The sequence below is a fragment of the Paenibacillus sp. SAFN-054 genome (assembly GCF_051966755.1).
In the GTDB taxonomy this organism is placed as follows: Bacteria; Bacillota; Bacilli; order Paenibacillales; family Paenibacillaceae; genus Paenibacillus_AQ.
Window position 1 is genome coordinate 354,270 of the sequence record NZ_JBQCKS010000003.1, and the last position, 16,559, is coordinate 370,828.

The window sequence follows — 16,559 nt, forward strand, 5'->3', positions numbered from 1 at the left end:
AATTATTTCTACTTAGAGTCAATTCAATATAATTCAAGGACAACAGCGATCGGATGAATGCTTCATTCGCGGAGCGTCCTCCTAAGAGCCAAAACAGCCTGTCCATAACCGGACAGGCTGCTTCCTAAGCTAACTTAGTCTTCTTTCGGATGAATCATTTGCTCCGGACGCACCACGGCATCAAACTGCTCTTCGGTCAGCAGGTTGCTCTTCAGAGCCGCCTCTTTCAACGTCAGGCCTTCTTTATGAGCCATCTTGGCCACCGCTGCGGCATTTTCATAGCCGATATGCGGATTGAGCGCCGTCACGAGCATCAGCGACTGGTTCAGGTTGCGGTCGATTACGGAACGGTTCGGCTCGATGCCAACCGCGCAGTGGTCATTGAAGGATACCATCGCGTCTGCCAGCAGGCGTGCGGATTGCAGGAAGTTATAGATGATGACCGGCTTAAATACGTTCAGCTCGAAGTTGCCTTGGCTTGCCGCAAAGCCGATCGCTGCGTCGTTGCCCATGACCTGGCATACGACCATCGTCATCGCTTCGCTTTGCGTCGGGTTCACCTTGCCCGGCATGATGGAGCTGCCCGGCTCGTTGGCAGGGATCGTCAGCTCGCCGATGCCGCAGCGCGGGCCGCTCGCCAGCCAGCGCACGTCGTTGGCGATTTTCATGAGATCGGCGGCAAGCGCTTTCAGCGCGCCGTGGACATACACGAGCTCGTCATGGCTTGTCAGCGCATGGAATTTATTCGTGGCGGAGGTGAAGGTTTTGCCGGTCAACTGGCTGATATTAGCTGCCGTCATGTCACCGAATTTCGGATGTGCGTTAATGCCGGTACCGACAGCCGTGCCGCCAATCGCCAGCTCGCGCAGGGATTCAATGCTGCTTCGGATCATGCTTTCGCTTTTCTCCAGCATGCGGTGCCAGCCGCTGATTTCCTGTCCGAGCGTAAGAGGTGTTGCATCCTGCAGATGCGTTCTGCCGATTTTGATAATATCCATGTACTCTTCGCTCTTCGCTTGGAACGTTGCTTTCAGCTGATCGATGGCCGGAAGCACTTGATCTTCAACGGCGATGAGCGCCGCGATGTGCATGGCTGTCGGGAACGTATCGTTCGAGCTTTGCGATTTGTTGACGTCGTCGTTCGGGTGAATGCGCTGCTCGCTGCCTTTGTCCTTCAGCATTTGGTTGGCGCGGTTCGCGATGACTTCGTTCACGTTCATGTTGGACTGCGTGCCGCTTCCGGTTTGCCATACTGCGAGCGGGAAGTGCTCGTTCAGCTTGCCTGCAATCACCTCATCGGCTGCGGCCACGATCGCATCGGCCTTTTCGGCGTTCAGCTTGCCCAGCTCTTTATTGGCGAGAGCCGCGCTCTTCTTCAGGATCGCAAATTCGCGGATCAGTTCCAAAGGCATTTTTTCCGTGCCGATTTTGAAATTTTCAAAGCTCCGCTGCGTTTGGGCTGCCCACAGCTTGTCCGCAGGAACCTTAATTTCACCGATGGTGTCTTTTTCAATTCTGAATTCCACTTGCATTTCCTCCTTCACCACACCTATAAGTTCTATTCATTTCCCCGGGTCCATTCCAATTAAAGCATTTTCAGGCGGACCCACCTGATATGAAATATATCATAAAGCTTATTGTGCAGCCAGTGTCCGGAAAACCTGCTGCACCGTGTGCAGGGCATGAATATGCCCCCACAGGTTGATAACCACCAACGCCGCCGCGCCAACCATGATCATCCATGTGCCAGCGCCGCGCCATCCGCCCCTTAACCTGTGAATAAAACTGGCCCCCAGCAGGAACAAGGCGAACAGGTAATGTCCCGCATATAAATACATATCGTAGGTAAAAGCACTCAAACCGAAGCCTTTAACAATGTGCAAGCCTACCGCAAATAAGGGGAAGACGGCAAGCATCAGCGTTTCCCGCGAACGCCAGCCGCAGATACAGCCCAACAGAGCCAACAGAGCGACCATTCCGCCAAGAATGTGGCCGTAGATCGGAAACGGATCCGCCAGGTTGGTGACAAAGGCCATCGTGCCTTCGTTGATCATGGACAGGTTCGGGGTGACGACCGGCGCTTCGATCATGGAGTAAAGAACCTTCCAGTGATGCTTAAGCGAGAATGAGGTCGCATAGTCATAGCCGCCGGCTTGAAGCATTTGCCTCCAGTTATGGACCCAGGAGTTGCCGCCAAAAAGGCCGTACTGCAGGGCCGTAAGGAGAATGACGAGTCCCAGGGAAAGGACAGCAATTTTAAGCCATTGCAGCAGCCAATTCTTCATGTTACCCGTGCCGAGGGAACCGATGATCAAAAATATCGCCGCGGTGATCACGTTGGTGACCGTAATACCAAAATTGGCGCATAGCAGGATCGATACCGGCAGAACGGGAAGCACCTTTTCGACCCGGCAGTACTGGCCGTACAGAACGGTAAGGAGCAGAATAAACACCGCATAAGGGTAAGAATCGGGAATCAGGGCTGTAAAAATGCTGTAGGAGCAGGCCCCGTACATCACCGCGACGGACAGCGACAGCCTGCGGCCCGCGCCGCTTTTCCGCAAATAAACGAATATGATGACCGCACCCAGGGCGTTCATAAGCGCCTGAAGCAGAAGGAACACCATGTTGCCGAGCGGAGAGGATGCCAGGAACTTCAGCGGTACGGATATATAATTGATCAGCGGATGCAGGATTGAAGCCTGCGGCGCATAATACATCGACGGATCGAAGTTGAACAGGTTCAGTTGAAACGGGGCTCCGTAAAACGGATTATGGGCATCCAGCAGCGCTTTATGGTCTGTCATGAACCGCTCGAAGGGAAAATTCAGCATCACATCATATACATAGAAAAAAAGCAGCAGGCCGAGCGCCATGAGGCTGTCGTGGCGGCTTAGCCTGAGCCATTTGGTAAAAGTCATCGTCGTTTCTCCTCATCTCGTCAAAATCTAGGCGTTGGGCCACACAAGCGTGAGCAGCCCGGCAAAAATGAATGCGACTCCAGCGATTTGGTACATGCCGACCCTTTCATGGAACAGCAGCCTGGCAAATGCAAGCGTCCAGACAAAGGTCAGTGCGTTGGCCGGAAGCACGACCGTGTACGGCAGATAACGGAGGAGCAGGATGTTGAGCAGCGCCCCCGAGCCATAGCAGGCAAAGCCCAGCAGGAGGACTTTTTTCTGCTTATTCAGTGAGAATGCCTTGAAGCATGCGCTTCCGGAAGATCCAAGCAGCGTCATGGCAAGCAGGAGCCCCCATATCCACCAGTCAGTTCTCATAGCTTGTCAGGGCGGCGCCGGCAATGAGCAGCAGGACCGCGATTCCTTTCTTCAGGCTCAGCGGCTCGTCAAGGAAAAGAGCGCCATAGATCATGGCGAATATATAAGAACCGCACATCAGCGGATACGCGATCGACAGCTTTTCCATGGCGAGGGCACGTATCATGAGCAGGGCGCCGAGACCGTATACGGCAAAACCGGCGGCCAGCCACAGTATATGGTGGGCGCCCCATTTCCAGTAGAGTTGTCCGGTAGCCGTACAAAAGGCGGACATCAGCATCAGCAGTTTGCCGGCGTGCGGAAAGTTGAGCAGTGATTTCATGATTTCCCCCATGTCTTGTGTTGTCAGACGGATCAGTGCGCTATTCCAGGAATAGCAGAATGGCGAGAACCGTTAGTACATAAAGGACGACCGTGACCAGAATATGCTTGTCCTCGAATAATACCCGGTCGGGCTCGCCGCCTTTATTCTTGGCATGAATTAAATACAAGTAGCGAAAAATGCCGTAGATGACCAGCGGGATCGTCCACATGAGGTAGACGGTGCGGCCGGCAGTGAACGTAAAGAGCGAGTAGCTGATAATCGCCGAGGTGGCCACGATCCCGGTCAGCTGATCGAGCAGCTGGATCGAATACTTGCCGAGGACTTCGCGGTGCAGCACCTTCTGCTGCTGAAGCAGTGACAGCTCATGCCGGCGTTTCCCGATGGCGAGGAACAGGGAGAGCAGCATGGTGCACAGCAGGAACCACGGTGTTAGCCGCACTTGGATGGCAAGCCCGCCGGCAACGGCCCGCAGCACGAATCCGGCGGCAATGGCCATGATGTCCAGGATGACGACATGCTTCAGTTTCAGGGAATAGGATACGTTAAGCGCAAAATAACCGGCCAGCAGCAAGGTGAGCAGAGGGTGAATAAAATAGGATGCGGCAAGGCTCAGCGTCAGAAGCGCAGCCCCGAACAGCAGTGCGGTCTGCGGCTGCAGCGCACCGGATGCCATCGGACGGAATTTCTTTTTCTGATGAAGACGATCGGCTTCCCGGTCTTTGTAATCATTAATGATATAGACACAGCCGGATACGAGGCAGAACATGATAAACACGCCCGTCACGGTTACCAGGTCCTGCAGCGTATCGGTTTTTAAAGAAAAGACGAGGGCAGCGAACACCAGCGCGTTTTTTGACCACTGTTTGGGGCGCAGCTGCTGAAGGAGAAGCCTGAACGTGCTCTTCTTGGGAAGGGACTCGGCAGCTGGGAATTTCTCTATTAATCGGGTTTGCACAGGGGATCACCTCCAAGGGGTTATTCGGGCAGCAGGTGAATGTATTTTCAAAAATAAAGAAGCTGCCGACCCATTAAAATGTCGAAAAAGAGCATATGATTCCTAATATTATACTTTTTATTCCATGAATGGAATTATAAATAATAGATTGGCTTATATGTAATTAGACGCCTTCGAAGCCATTTTCGTTTGATTTTATTTAAAAAAACCTAAGTAAAGCCCAATAATATATACATAAAATTAACATTTTCTAGCATTTCGCTTAACACTGCCCTCCTATACTTGCCATAGAAGCAAACATACCGAAGGAGGAATTGTAATGAACCATAAAAAACGGGGTATCGTACAAGCCGCTGTATGCCTGACGGCAGCCGCAAGTCTGCTCATTTCCGGGGGAGACGTCCAAGCAAAAGGGAACCAAGCATCCGCGAAACCGGCAGCCAAGGCGAAAAACGTCATTCTGTTCGTCGGCGACGGCATGGGAGCCGCTGCGCGCGATGCCATTCGCTTGAATACCGTAGGCCTAAACGGCAAGCTGCAAATGGATGATATGCCGTATTCCGCGTTTCTGCGCACGCACTCCACCGTGGCGGTGACCGACTCGGCTGCCGCGGGGACGGCCATTGCAAGCGGCGTGAAGACCTATAACGGGGCGGTGGGCGTCGATGCGAACAAGAAGCCGGTCAAGACGCTGCTGGAGGTTGCGAAGGGACTGGGCAAATCAACGGGGCTCGTCACTACAAGCCAGATTACCGATGCTACGCCTGCCGCATTCGGAGCCCATGTCGAGGACCGCTCGCAGCAAAGCAAAATCGCTAAGCAGTACCTGGATAACAGCAAGGTGGACGTGCTGCTCGGCGGCGGCGAGGATTTCTGGTATCCAGCCGGCAATCCCGGCAAATTCGAGGATCATCCGGCCGAGGATCCGAGCGAGGAGAGCAAAGGTACGGAGGGGAATTTGGTCGAGCATGCCAAAAAGCTGGGTTATCAATATGTGACGAGCAAAGAAGAATTGCAAAAGGCGAAGAATGGTAAAATGCTCGGACTCTTCGCCAATGAGGAAATGTTCCAGCAAAATCCGGAGGGCGAAGGCGACGTCTACAATCCGGTCGTGCCGCTCCAGGATATGACCCAAAAGGCGCTGGACACCCTGTCGATGAATAAAAAGGGCTTTTTCCTGATGGTTGAAGAGGAAGGAATCGATGAAATGGCGCATGAAAACAATGCCAAGCTGACGATTAAAGCCGGCCAGGAGCTCGATAAAGCCGTCGGCGTCGCCAAGGCGTTCGCCAAGAAACATCCGGATACCCTCGTGCTGGTGCTGGCCGATCACGAAACCGGCGGGTTCGCACTCGAGCCGGTCGACGAGAAAGACGAATCCGGCGATGGCATCTCCAAGGAAGATGGTCCGTTCAGCATCTTCGGTTCCCAAGAGCAGTTTTACGTGGATTGGACCACTTCGGGGCACACCGGCGTCGACATTCCACTGACAGCCATGGGAAGCGGCGCCGAGCTGTTCACCGGCGTACGGGAAAATACGTATGTACATGACGCGATCCTGAAAGCTTGGGGACTTTTGAAATAACTCCGGGGCCAAAGGGTCATCGAAGAACAAAACAAGCCGCGGAACAAGGTTCGATGAGAACCCTGCTCTGCGGCTTTATTTGTTGGCTGGAGTGCGTATCCAGGCGGCGGCTGAAAGTTTATCGAAGAAACAATACGCCATAGGCCTCATATCCGAAGTAAAGTCCGAATCCGATGAGGGATACCCCGGAAATAACCGAGATGCCCGACAGCAGCCGGGGAGTCAGGAACCGTCTAGCCATGCTGGCAACCATGGCCATGGCGATATCCCACAGCATAATGCCGGACATGATGGCCGTGCTGTATAACAGCACGCCGTGAGCGTCGTACTTCGCAATCATGTCGGCGAGCACGGAGCCGTAGATGCCGACCCAGAACAGGATCGAGAGCGGATTGGAAATGGACATCACGAAGCCCGCGCTGAACGATTTAAACAAAGATTCATTGCCGCCCCGGGTTTCCGTACCCGTTTTGCCTGCACCGGTCAGGCTTTCGATCCCGATATAGGTCAAAATGAAGAAGCCGAACAGCAGCAAAAATGTTTTCATGAACGGGATGTTGAGGAAATGGATCACTCCGAAATACACCAGCAGCATGAAGACTCCATCGGCCAGCATGGTACCAAGGCCCACCAGCCAGGCATGCCAAAAACCGCCCCGGATGCCCCTGTCCATCTGCGCGGCGTTAATGGGCCCGATGGGAGCGGCAAGGGAAAGTCCCAACAAGAAATGACTGAGCAAAACGTTCACGAAAAGTACCCCCTTCAATCTACTCTTTTATAGGGTATGAAGGAGCTTTGGCTTGTACGACTCCAAAATGAATTTTTCGAAAATGGTGACATCGCAGCAAAGCCGCTATCCGGATCGATAGCGGCTTAATCTAGCGTCTGCTGCATACCAGTTAAAGGCTACTTGGCATGCTTGACCTTGACCTTCTTGGGTTTGCGCGCCCTGCGCAGGAAGAAGGAGAGGATCAGCGCAACGATGGCGATCCAGGTGGCGACGATAAATGCATCATTGATCCCGTCGATCGTGCCCTTCTCCGAGACGATGCCGAACACGCTCTGCAGAGCCAGGCTGTAGCCCGTTTCGGCAGGGACGCCAGCGGTTGCGGCTACGCTTTGGCCAAGCGCGGCCAGATCCTCGCTGACGAACGGATTATCCGAGGTATAGTGATTGGCCGAATTCGCAATATGAAGCGTCGATCGGGTCGACATGACCGTCACGAGCAGCGCCGTTCCGATCGAGCCGGCAACCTGGCGCATGGTGTTCGACATGGCGGTGCCGTGGGCCCCGAGCCGGGGCGGCAGCTGGTTCAGGCCTTCGGTCTGGACGGACATCATAATCAGCGACATGCCGAAGCTGCGCACGGTATACAGCATCAGCAGATGCGAGAAGGAGGTGTCCGAGGTCAGCTTGCTGAACTCGAATGTCGTGACCGCGGTGATCAGAAGGCCGACAATCGCAAGCGGACGCGCCCCGATCTTATCAAAGATCGCGCCGGAGATCGGCGACATGACGCCCATGAGCAGCGCGCCCGGGAGGAGCAGCAGGCCCGACTGCAGCGGCGTAAAGCCGCGGATATTCTGCAGATAGATCGGTAGCAGCAGCATGGCCCCGAACATGGCCATATTGACCAGACCGCCGACGATGGTCGAGACGGTGAAAATATCGTATTTGAATACCCGGAACTCCAGCATCGGCACTTCCATTCGCAGCTCCCGCAAAATAAACAGCAGGATGAAGATTGCGCCGACAAAGAGGGAGCCGAGGACGGTGACGCTTTCCCAGCCCTTGTCGCCCGCGGAGCTGAAGCCGTAGAGCAGTACCCCGAAGCCCAGCGTCGAGAAGACGACGCCCCAGAAGTCGAATTTCGGCTTCGTCAGCTTATTGACGTTGGTCAACCATTTGTAGGCAAACAGAATGTCCAGCAGCGCGAGCGGAATGACCATGAAGAATAGAATCCGCCAGGTGTAGTGCTCGACGATCCAGCCGGATAGCGTAGGCCCGAGCGCGGGGGCAAACATCATGGCGATCCCCATCGTGCCCATGGCGGTGCCCCTTTTTTCGGGAGGAAAGACGGTCAGGAAGACGTTCATCACGACTGGCATGATGATTCCCGCGCCGCTCGCCTGGATGATTCGGCCCACCAGCATCAGCACGAAGGAATTGCTGACCGCGCACAGCACCGCTCCGGCGGTGAATAGCGCCATGGCGGTAATGAACAAAGCCCGCGTGCCATAGGATTCGATCAGGAAAGCCGTGACGGGCACCAGCACGCCGTTAACGAGCATGTAAGCCGTCGACAGCCACTGGACGGTCGTGGCCGATACGTTAAATTCGTTCATTAAGTGGGGGATGGCCACATTGAGCAGCGTCTGGTTCAAGATGGAGATGAAAGCCCCAAGCATGAGCACCGTCAGCGTACGTCCCATATGAAATTCGTTTGCTTTTGCCATGGCAGGACAAGCCCCCTCGCTAGATGTGAATTCGGACGGTAGCGTTCATGCCAGGAACAAGCCCGAGACCTTTATAACCTTCAATGGTAATGATGATCGGCACGACCTGCGTGACTTTGGTATAGTTGGCGTTCGAATTCGTGCTCGGGAACATCGAGAAAGTGGAGGCGGTAGCCAGGCCGATCTGATCGATTTTGCCGGTCAGCGTCGTATCCGGAAAAGCATCGACATACACGTCGACCGTTTGGCCGACTTTAATTTTATCCAGTTTGGTTTCCTCGATATTGGCCGCAATCCACAGATTGTTCAGGTTGAAGCCCCGGGCAAGCGAGGCGCCCGGCGCCACGTAGGAATGAGGGATGGCGGATTGCTGGACGATGGTGGAGCTAAGCGGAACGGTAATGTCCAGCTTGGTGCCTTGGGCGGCAACGCTCCCGATCACATCTCCTGTTTTGAAATATTGTCCGACCTGGCCGTTCCAGCTGTCCAGCCTGCCGGCGGCAGGAGCCGAAATCGATACGGGCTGCCCGGTGACCTGAGCATTGTCCGTTTTGACATAGCTGGATGTCTGATTGTAATAGTAGATCGCCGCTCCGCCCAGTCCGAGCACGATGATGACGACGAGTACATTGACAAGAAGTGCGCGTGAATTCATAGGTTGTTGTCTCCTCCTAATGGTTGCTATCTTTAGCCAATTACCAAAGAGCATCCCCCGAACGCCGAAATCATATTCAGCTCAGCCCGTTTTTTCGCGGACGGCCGGGACTGGGCATAAAGGGGAAGTTTTGGGGGATAAATAAGGAATCAAAGCATGGAAAAGGGGACATTCCGCATGAAAATATACGTAATATATGACAGTGAGAATGGACATACCGAGGCGCTGGCGCGTGCGGTGCTCGAGGGCGTTTCCGGCGTGGAAGGCGCCGATGCCGAAATCGCCCATGTCAATGATGCAGATATCTACAAGCTCGAGGATATGGATGCGATTATTTGGGGCTGTCCGGGCCACTTCGGAACGATCAGCGCAGGGCTCAAAAACTGGATTGACCGTTTAGGTTACCTGTGGGCGCAGGGTAAGCTCGTAGGGAAAGTCGGTGGCGTGTTCTGCACGACGGCTACCGTTCACGGCGGCCTGGAATCCACGTTAATCAACCTGATTACGCCGATGCTTCATAACGGCATGATTATTGTCGGGCTGCCCGGCAACATTCCGGAGAATGCGCTGTACGGCTCCTACTACGGCGTCGGTGTCACCTGTCCGGTGGAGCTGTCGGAGAACGATCCGAAGAACCTGCCGAGCGAAAACGATCTTGTATTGGGCCGGGCGCTGGGCAGACGGGTAGCTGAGGTGACCAGACAGCTGGTTTCTTCATCTGCGGCAAGGTAGGGTGATTGCCATATGGTCATAGCGTTTGTTGTACTCGCGATCGTGGCGCTTATTTTTCTGTTCGTCTACAACTCCCGTTTAACGAAAAAATCAAAAGGCGCCGAAAGCAACAGGGAGGAGCCGGACGTTTCTCCGGCCCCGCCCGCCGCGCCTGAAGCCCTGCCTCCGGTTCAAGAGGTAACCGCTGCGCCTCAAGTGACGCCAGTCCAAGTGGATGCCCCACATGTGGCGGAAACGAGGAATGACGTGAGGAATGACGGGGCTAAAGTCATCGCGCCGGAGGCATCGGACCGCACCGCGCTGATGGAGGCCGAGGCCGAAGCGCACCGCTCCGCAAGTGATGGGGACCGCGCATATCGCGAAGCGCTGCGGAAATTCGCCGTCCAGCCGCCGGCTGCCCAGGAGAAGGAGCAGGCACCTGCCAAAAGGCCGGATCCAAGCTCCGACGATGCCTACCGCGAGGCGCTGCGCTCCATGATGAAGGATCAGAAGAAGTGAGCAGTCCCTCGTACGCAGGCACTCTCATAAGAAGAGAATGCAAGCAGCCATACCGTGACTCACGGAGGCTGCTTTTTCTTTTATGGCGGTAACCTGTTACTTGTACGTTTGGACGTGGCGTTATTCGCTTCGAATCATTTTGCTGAACATTTCATTGTCACCGGTCTGCGGCGGGTGTTATTTTAAAAGGTAAGATATTGCCAGCATGCCTCTTTAGCGGCATCGTGGCAGACGCAGTGGGGGGAAGTCATGACGGCGGCAGCAATGGTCATTGGATTCATCATCTTGATCGGAGTGGTGCTTCTGGGGACCAGCATGTATTTTTATAACGTTGGTATCCGGCGCAGCACAAAGGATTTTCTGGAGCAGGACCCTTCCCTGGTCAAAGAGGACCATCCCTGGGAACAGGAGGAGGCATGGCTGAACGGCCAGCTGCCTGAAACGGTCCATTTGCAGTCAGAGGATGGGCTTCGGCTTGCGGGTTATTACATTCCTGCGGCGCAGCCGTCAAAACGGACGGTCATTCTGGTCCACGGGTATTACAGCCAGGGGAAGGAAATGGGGGCATTTGCGAAGCTTTACCATGACATGGGCTTTCACGTGCTGCTGCCGGATAACCGGGGTCACGGGCAAAGCGGCGGCGATTACATCGGTTTCGGATGGCCGGATCGCAAGGACGTCATGCAGTGGATCGGCTTTGTCCTGGAGAGGAGCGGACCGCAGATGGAGATCGTGCTGCATGGCGTCTCGATGGGCGGCGCCACCGTGCTCATGGCCAGCGGGGAGCAGCTGCCGGAGCAGGTGAGATGCATTATCGCGGACTGCGCCTATACGTCGGTGAGGGATATTTTGACGTATCAGCTGAAGCAGATGTACAAGCTGCCTCCGTTTCCGCTGCTTCCGGTCACCAGCCTGGTGTGCAAGCTGCGGGCAGGTTACTTTTTCGGCGACGGCTCGGCACTTCGTCAGGTGGGCAAGGCCAGACTGCCCGTCCTGTTCATTCATGGGGATCAGGATGCGTTTGTCCCATTTGAAATGGTGCACCGCCTTTATGCGGCGGCCAGAGGGGATAAGGAGCTGTACGTGGTGCCGGGGGGCGTGCACGCCAATGCTTATTTTATGGATAAAAACCGCTATCGCGAGCGGATTTGCGCATTCATGGACCGGTATCTGGACCGCAAGCCGGCTGAACCAGACCAATCCGGCCGCGGAGCAAGAGAAGCTGCTGTTTCCGCAGTTTTAGAACAAGGCAACATGAAGGAACGCGGGCGAAGCGATGGAAGGCCGTAAAACAAACTTATACAACTCAGAGTTGGCTGCTGCAGATCCTGAGCTTGTAATCCGAACAAGCAACAAAACCGGCACCGCTATACAGCGGCATGCCGGTTTTCTTATGTATATCCCTAATCGGGTGAGATTTCCCGCTGGAATCGGCTTGGCCCGTTTATGAAACGAAAATTTATTGGAGACGGCTCTATACAATAACGGTTAACCTTTTGTTATAATAACAAGGACTGCATAGAGTGAGCCGGAGATGCGTTATATAGAGAAAAATAAAGGATTTTTGCCTTAACAAGAATGCATACGTAATATCTAACAAATACCTAACCGAGTCCTGCGAGGGCGAGTCACAAGGAGAACCCGCAATGAAGGCTAACCGGCGTCTAAACCCGCGCTTGCGGCTGAGCGACATGAGTATGGAAAGGCGGCTGCTGCTCGTTTTTATCATCATTATCATCCTCCCGCTGTCCATCATCAGCCTGATTTCCTACAATAGTTATTCCGAATCGATTCAGGAGAATACCGCTCTGTACTCCCGCAACATGATCGGACAGATGATGGAGAGGGTGGACGATTATATCGAGGATATGAAGCGGATCTCCTCGATCCCGGCTTATATCGACGATATTAAGCTCAATCTTGTGCGTTCCAATCAGTATCATGAGCAGCGGCAGCAGGCCGTGGGCCAAGAGGACGGTCAAGCGTTTCCGAATGATTTTGACCTGCAGCTGTCCATCCAGCGCGGCATTGAGGGCAATATCGCCTTCATCAACAACATCAAGCGGGGGGCGAACTCGGTCTATATTTTCGACGAATACGGCAACGGCTATTATTCAAGCAAGGATGGAGCCGTCCGGCTCGACATTGCCGACAGCTATAAGCGATGGAAGGACAAGGTGGCGTCCACGCATGGGGAAGCGCTGCTTTTCAGCACCCAGGAGTATCGCAGCAACCTGAAAAGCACAAGGTACGCCTTTACGGTCGTCCGCAAAATTCTGGATCGATCGCTGAACCCGATCGGGCTTATCGCCGTCGACGCGAACATCAGCGTGATCGAAGATCAAGTGGTAGAGCTCGACAAGGTCACTCGGGGCACTTCGCTCATCATCGATGAGCAGGGGGACGTCATCTACGACAGCGGCCGCCAAATCCTGGCCACCAACGCTTCCCGGAGTCCGGTGGTGCTCAAGGCCAAAGGAAACAGCGGCAGCTTTTACGATACGGTGGACGGCAAACGGCAGCTGTACATCTACTCGACATCATCCCGCACGCAGTGGAAAGTCATTATCCGGATTCCGGTCAAGGAATTGACGAAGGAGGCCGACGTGACCCGCAACGTTACCCTGGTGGCAACGCTGTTCATCATTGGCGTCGCGCTTCTGGCCTCCATCATTCTGTCTTTTGCCTTCACCAAGCCGATGAAGAAGATGATCGAACTGATGCGAAGGGTGCAATCGGGAGATCTCAGCGTCAAATTCAAGGTCAAGCACCGCGACGAAATCGGGCAGCTCGGGAACCAGTTCAACCGTATGCTCGGCCGGATTCAGCATTTGATCGAGGATATTTACCAGATCGAGGGCCAGAAGAAGGAAGCGGAGATGCAGGCGCTGCAAAGTCAGATCAATCCGCATTTCATGTATAACACGCTCGAGACCATCCGGATGACGGCCGAGCTGAACGATGATACGGACGCGGCCGATATGATCTCGATTCTGGGGAAAATGCTGCGCTACAGCATTGGTGGCAAAATCCACGATGAGGTCACGCTCCGGGAGGAGCTTGACCATGTAACCCATTACGTCCAGCTGCTGAATTATAGGTATCCGAACCGGTTTGAGCTTCATCTGGATTTGCCTGAAGTGCTTCAGCATTATGCCATCATCCGGCTTTTATTTCAGCCGATCGTGGAGAATGCCGTCTATCACGGACTCGATGACTTGAAGCTCAAAATGAACATCTGGATTGAGGCGGAGTCGACGCCGAGGCTGACCCGCGTGACGATCCGCGATGACGGGTGCGGCATGGGCGCGGAGGCGCTGGAGGCGCTGAATCAGTCGCTGCAGGCCGCAGCGATCCCGCATAAGACCGGTAGCGGAGGCATCGGTCTCAGGAATGTGCATGAACGTATCCGGCTGCAGTATGGGAGCGCGTACGGAATGAAGGTATTCAGCCGCCAGGGCGCGGGTACCGAGGTGGTCATCGAGCTGCCGCCGCTCTTAAGCAGAACGGCGAGGCTTGGGATCGGCCCGGAAAATCACGGGAGGAATGGCGAGTGAGAAGAGGATGGAACCGGGGGCTGCTCATCGGCTTGCTGCTGGTATGCTTGTCCGCGGCGGCCGGCTGCAGAGAGCCGCAGATAAGGGAGCCTCAAGGTGAGCCTGCCGGCGATGTCCGGCAGCCGGAAGAGAAGGCGAGCGGAACGATTCATGTCATGACCAACCGGGTTGATCTCATCGAAAGCGGCGTTCTCGGGAAATATGCCGAGCGCTTTGAGCAGAAGCACCCCGGTGCCAAGGTGGAATTTGAGGGCTTCACGGATTATACCAACGATGTGATGGTCAGGCTGTCCACAAGGGATATCGGAGATGTGCTCCTGCTTCCCGTCAGCATTGCCAATAAGGACCTGCCGAACTATTTTGAACCGCTGGAGGCGCCGATGTTCGAGAACGTCCGTTTTCCGGACTTCAAAGCCTATGACGGAGTTCGGTACGGGATCGCCACCGGCAGCAGCACCATCGGAATCGTGTATAACAAGAAGTCCTTTGCCAAAGCCGGCATCCAGGAGGTGCCGCAGACGCTGGATGCGTTCTACGAGGCGTGCGCGAAGCTGAAAGCCGCGGGAATCATCCCGCTCTATATGAATTACGGTGCCAAGTGGCCCCTGCAGCAGTGGGGGGAGAACATGGTGGGTTACATGACCGGCTCCGCGGATGCGCTGAATGACATGGTGAACGTCGATGAGCCTTTTCAGCTGAACAACTCCTGGGGACAGGCGGTCGGCATCGCCAAAACACTCATTAACCGCAATTACGTGGAGGAGCATTTGTTTTCGAACAGCTGGGAAATCTCCAAGAGCAAAATGGCCTCGGGCGAGGCAGCCATGTATTTTCTCGGCAACTGGGCCATCCAGCAGGTGATTGACGCCGGAGCAAAACCGGAGGACATTGGCTTCTTCCCGTTTCCGTACGATAACGGCAAACGGCATTATGCGCCGCTCGCGCCCGACTGGTTCATCGGAATCAGCAAATTCAGCAGCAATAAAGAGCTTGCGCGGGAATGGATCGAATTCTACGTCAAGGAATCGGGATACGTGAACGACTCGGGCTTTTTGCCGGTCGACAACTCGCAGCAAACGACGATGCCGCAGTTTCAGGAGTTTTTGTCCTACCAACCGGAGTTCGTGGAGAACAAGCAGCAGACGGACGATTTTATCGAACTGGCCAATAAAGCGGGCATTTCCTTCTGGTCAGGAGACTACATCCAGGAGCTGATCGCTTCGCCCGACTTGGGTAAGGCTTTTGCAGACCTGAACCGCAGGTGGAAGCAGGCACGGGATAAGACAAACTTATAATGGAGGAAGACATGGCAAAGAAAATCACGATGCAGCAAATCGCCGACCATCTGGGCGTATCCAAATTCGTCGTATCCAAGGCGCTTTCCGGCAAAGGCGGCGTGAACGAAACGACGAAGGAGAGGGTCATCCAGGCCGCATCCCAGCTGGGGTATTTTACGCAAAAGAATGCCTACATGAGAACGGCCAAAACAGAGCGTACCGCGCCAAAGGCGGGCGGGAAACAGTCGGTCATCGTGCTGATGCCGAATATACGCTTCCAAACGAAGGATTCGCTGTATTGGGGCAAAATCGTTGAGGGAATCTCAGGCGCTCTGGAAGAGCAGAGCCTTGGCATCGTCATCATTTCGGAGCAGAGCGTCGATAATTTCGTCAACATTCTGAACCCTGACGGCATTCTTGGGCTGATCGGAGTGGGTCAAATATCGACGCCGCTGCTGCTTGAGGTTCACCGGATGGGCTTGCCGATTGTACTGGTGGACATGGAGGACCCGCTCATCCCTTCGGACGCGATTTTTGTGAACAACATGGACGCCATGGCGAAGCTTACGAACTATCTGATCGGAACGGGGCATAAGCGGCTGCAGTTTATCGGAAACGACCGTTTTTCACGGAGCTTCCGTGACCGGCATATCGGCTTCAAAAGCACACTTGATGAGCACAGCCTCGCTGCCCCGGTTCAGGAAGGATGGATCCCGCCCCTGCAGGAGCTGGAGAAGGGCGATATCGAGGGAGAGGTCAGAGGCTGGGTCATGCGTAGGCTCAAGGCCAGATCGATGCCGACAGCTCTCGTATGTGCGAACGACTCGATCGCGGCGACGGTCATGCGAGTATTGCTGGAGCTTGGCGTGAAGGTGCCGGCCGACGTGTCCGTGACCGGATTTGACAACATTGAGGATTCACCGGCCGGAGGGCCGCGCCTGACAACGGTGCATGTTCCGAAGGAAGCGATGGGAAGGCGTGCGGTGCAGAAGCTGCTCGAGCGAATTGAGCGGCCGCTGGAGCCCATGGAGAAAATCCTGATTGCCGGCGACATTGTGTACCGGGACTCTTCCGGGCCTGCTCCGGGGAATCCCGCTTCTGAAGCATAGGGGCAGTCCCGGACCGATGAACGACATGGGCGGCCTCTTGCCGGCGTAAGGCAGGGCATCCGTCTCAATCGCATATTTGCGCAATAAAAAAAGGGCATCCCTGAATTTCAGGGATGCCTATTGATTTTGGA

Annotated in this window: 15 protein-coding genes; 7 read left to right on the plus strand and 8 right to left on the minus strand. The window is 54.8% G+C overall.

What is annotated here, in order from left to right:
• Positions 1-134 precede the first annotated feature (134 nt).
• The 5 genes from fumC to ACTHPM_RS17505 all read right to left on the minus strand — a co-directional run bounded on the left by fumC (position 135) and on the right by ACTHPM_RS17505 (position 4,558).
• Positions 135-1,526, minus strand: a complete 1,392-nt coding sequence (gene fumC / locus ACTHPM_RS17485) for a class II fumarate hydratase (RefSeq protein WP_440396481.1) — start codon at positions 1,524-1,526, stop codon at positions 135-137.
• Positions 1,527-1,634: 108 nt separating this feature from the next.
• On the minus strand, positions 1,635-2,921 hold the full coding sequence (locus ACTHPM_RS17490; RefSeq protein ID WP_440396480.1) for a DUF6080 domain-containing protein: 1,287 nt from the start codon (positions 2,919-2,921) through the stop codon (positions 1,635-1,637).
• A gap of 27 nt (positions 2,922-2,948) precedes the next feature.
• Positions 2,949-3,278, minus strand: a complete 330-nt coding sequence (locus ACTHPM_RS17495; RefSeq protein WP_440396479.1) for an EamA family transporter — start codon at positions 3,276-3,278, stop codon at positions 2,949-2,951.
• Positions 3,268-3,600 carry an EamA/RhaT family transporter gene (locus ACTHPM_RS17500; RefSeq protein ID WP_440396478.1) on the minus strand — a complete coding sequence of 111 codons (333 nt, stop codon included), beginning with the start codon at positions 3,598-3,600 and terminating at the stop codon, positions 3,268-3,270. Before ACTHPM_RS17500 ends, ACTHPM_RS17495 begins: the two co-directional genes overlap by 11 nt.
• Positions 3,601-3,640: 40 nt before the next feature.
• Positions 3,641-4,558 (minus strand): decaprenyl-phosphate phosphoribosyltransferase, encoded by a 918-nt coding sequence (locus ACTHPM_RS17505; protein ID WP_440396477.1) that lies wholly within the window; start codon positions 4,556-4,558, stop codon positions 3,641-3,643.
• Positions 4,559-4,877: 319 nt separating this feature from the next.
• Between ACTHPM_RS17505 and ACTHPM_RS17510 the strand changes: the two genes are divergently transcribed.
• The gene (locus ACTHPM_RS17510) at positions 4,878-6,143 is read left to right on the plus strand and encodes an alkaline phosphatase (protein WP_440396476.1); all 1,266 of its coding nucleotides are present in this window, start codon (positions 4,878-4,880) and stop codon (positions 6,141-6,143) included.
• Positions 6,144-6,261: 118 nt separating this feature from the next.
• On the opposite strand, the gene ACTHPM_RS17515 is transcribed toward ACTHPM_RS17510, so the two are convergent.
• From ACTHPM_RS17515 to ACTHPM_RS17525, 3 genes are all read right to left on the minus strand, one after another.
• Positions 6,262-6,891, minus strand: a complete 630-nt coding sequence (locus tag ACTHPM_RS17515) for a LysE family transporter (RefSeq protein WP_440396475.1) — start codon at positions 6,889-6,891, stop codon at positions 6,262-6,264.
• A gap of 158 nt (positions 6,892-7,049) precedes the next feature.
• Positions 7,050-8,600: a DHA2 family efflux MFS transporter permease subunit gene (locus tag ACTHPM_RS17520; RefSeq protein WP_440396473.1), complete on the minus strand. Its 1,551-nt coding sequence runs from the start codon at positions 8,598-8,600 to the stop codon at positions 7,050-7,052.
• Between the two features lie 19 nt (positions 8,601-8,619).
• Positions 8,620-9,255 (minus strand): HlyD family secretion protein, encoded by a 636-nt coding sequence (locus ACTHPM_RS17525; protein WP_440396472.1) that lies wholly within the window; start codon positions 9,253-9,255, stop codon positions 8,620-8,622.
• Positions 9,256-9,432: 177 nt separating this feature from the next.
• On the opposite strand from ACTHPM_RS17525, the gene ACTHPM_RS17530 reads away from it, so the two are divergent.
• The 6 genes from ACTHPM_RS17530 to ACTHPM_RS17555 all read left to right on the plus strand — a co-directional run bounded on the left by ACTHPM_RS17530 (position 9,433) and on the right by ACTHPM_RS17555 (position 16,428).
• Entirely contained in the window at positions 9,433-9,987 is a 555-nt protein-coding gene (locus ACTHPM_RS17530) for an NAD(P)H-dependent oxidoreductase (RefSeq protein WP_440396471.1), read from the plus strand.
• A gap of 12 nt (positions 9,988-9,999) precedes the next feature.
• Positions 10,000-10,485 carry a hypothetical protein gene (locus ACTHPM_RS17535; RefSeq protein WP_440396470.1) on the plus strand — a complete coding sequence of 162 codons (486 nt, stop codon included), beginning with the start codon at positions 10,000-10,002 and terminating at the stop codon, positions 10,483-10,485.
• A 249-nt stretch (positions 10,486-10,734) separates the two neighbouring features.
• Positions 10,735-11,775: an alpha/beta hydrolase gene (locus ACTHPM_RS17540; RefSeq protein WP_440396469.1), complete on the plus strand. Its 1,041-nt coding sequence runs from the start codon at positions 10,735-10,737 to the stop codon at positions 11,773-11,775.
• A gap of 356 nt (positions 11,776-12,131) precedes the next feature.
• The gene (locus tag ACTHPM_RS17545) at positions 12,132-14,042 is read left to right on the plus strand and encodes a cache domain-containing sensor histidine kinase (protein WP_440396468.1); all 1,911 of its coding nucleotides are present in this window, start codon (positions 12,132-12,134) and stop codon (positions 14,040-14,042) included.
• Entirely contained in the window at positions 14,039-15,337 is a 1,299-nt protein-coding gene (locus tag ACTHPM_RS17550; protein ID WP_440396467.1) for an ABC transporter substrate-binding protein, read from the plus strand. Before ACTHPM_RS17545 ends, ACTHPM_RS17550 begins: the two co-directional genes overlap by 4 nt.
• A gap of 11 nt (positions 15,338-15,348) precedes the next feature.
• The gene (locus ACTHPM_RS17555; RefSeq protein WP_440396466.1) at positions 15,349-16,428 is read left to right on the plus strand and encodes a LacI family DNA-binding transcriptional regulator; all 1,080 of its coding nucleotides are present in this window, start codon (positions 15,349-15,351) and stop codon (positions 16,426-16,428) included.
• Positions 16,429-16,559 lie beyond the last annotated feature (131 nt).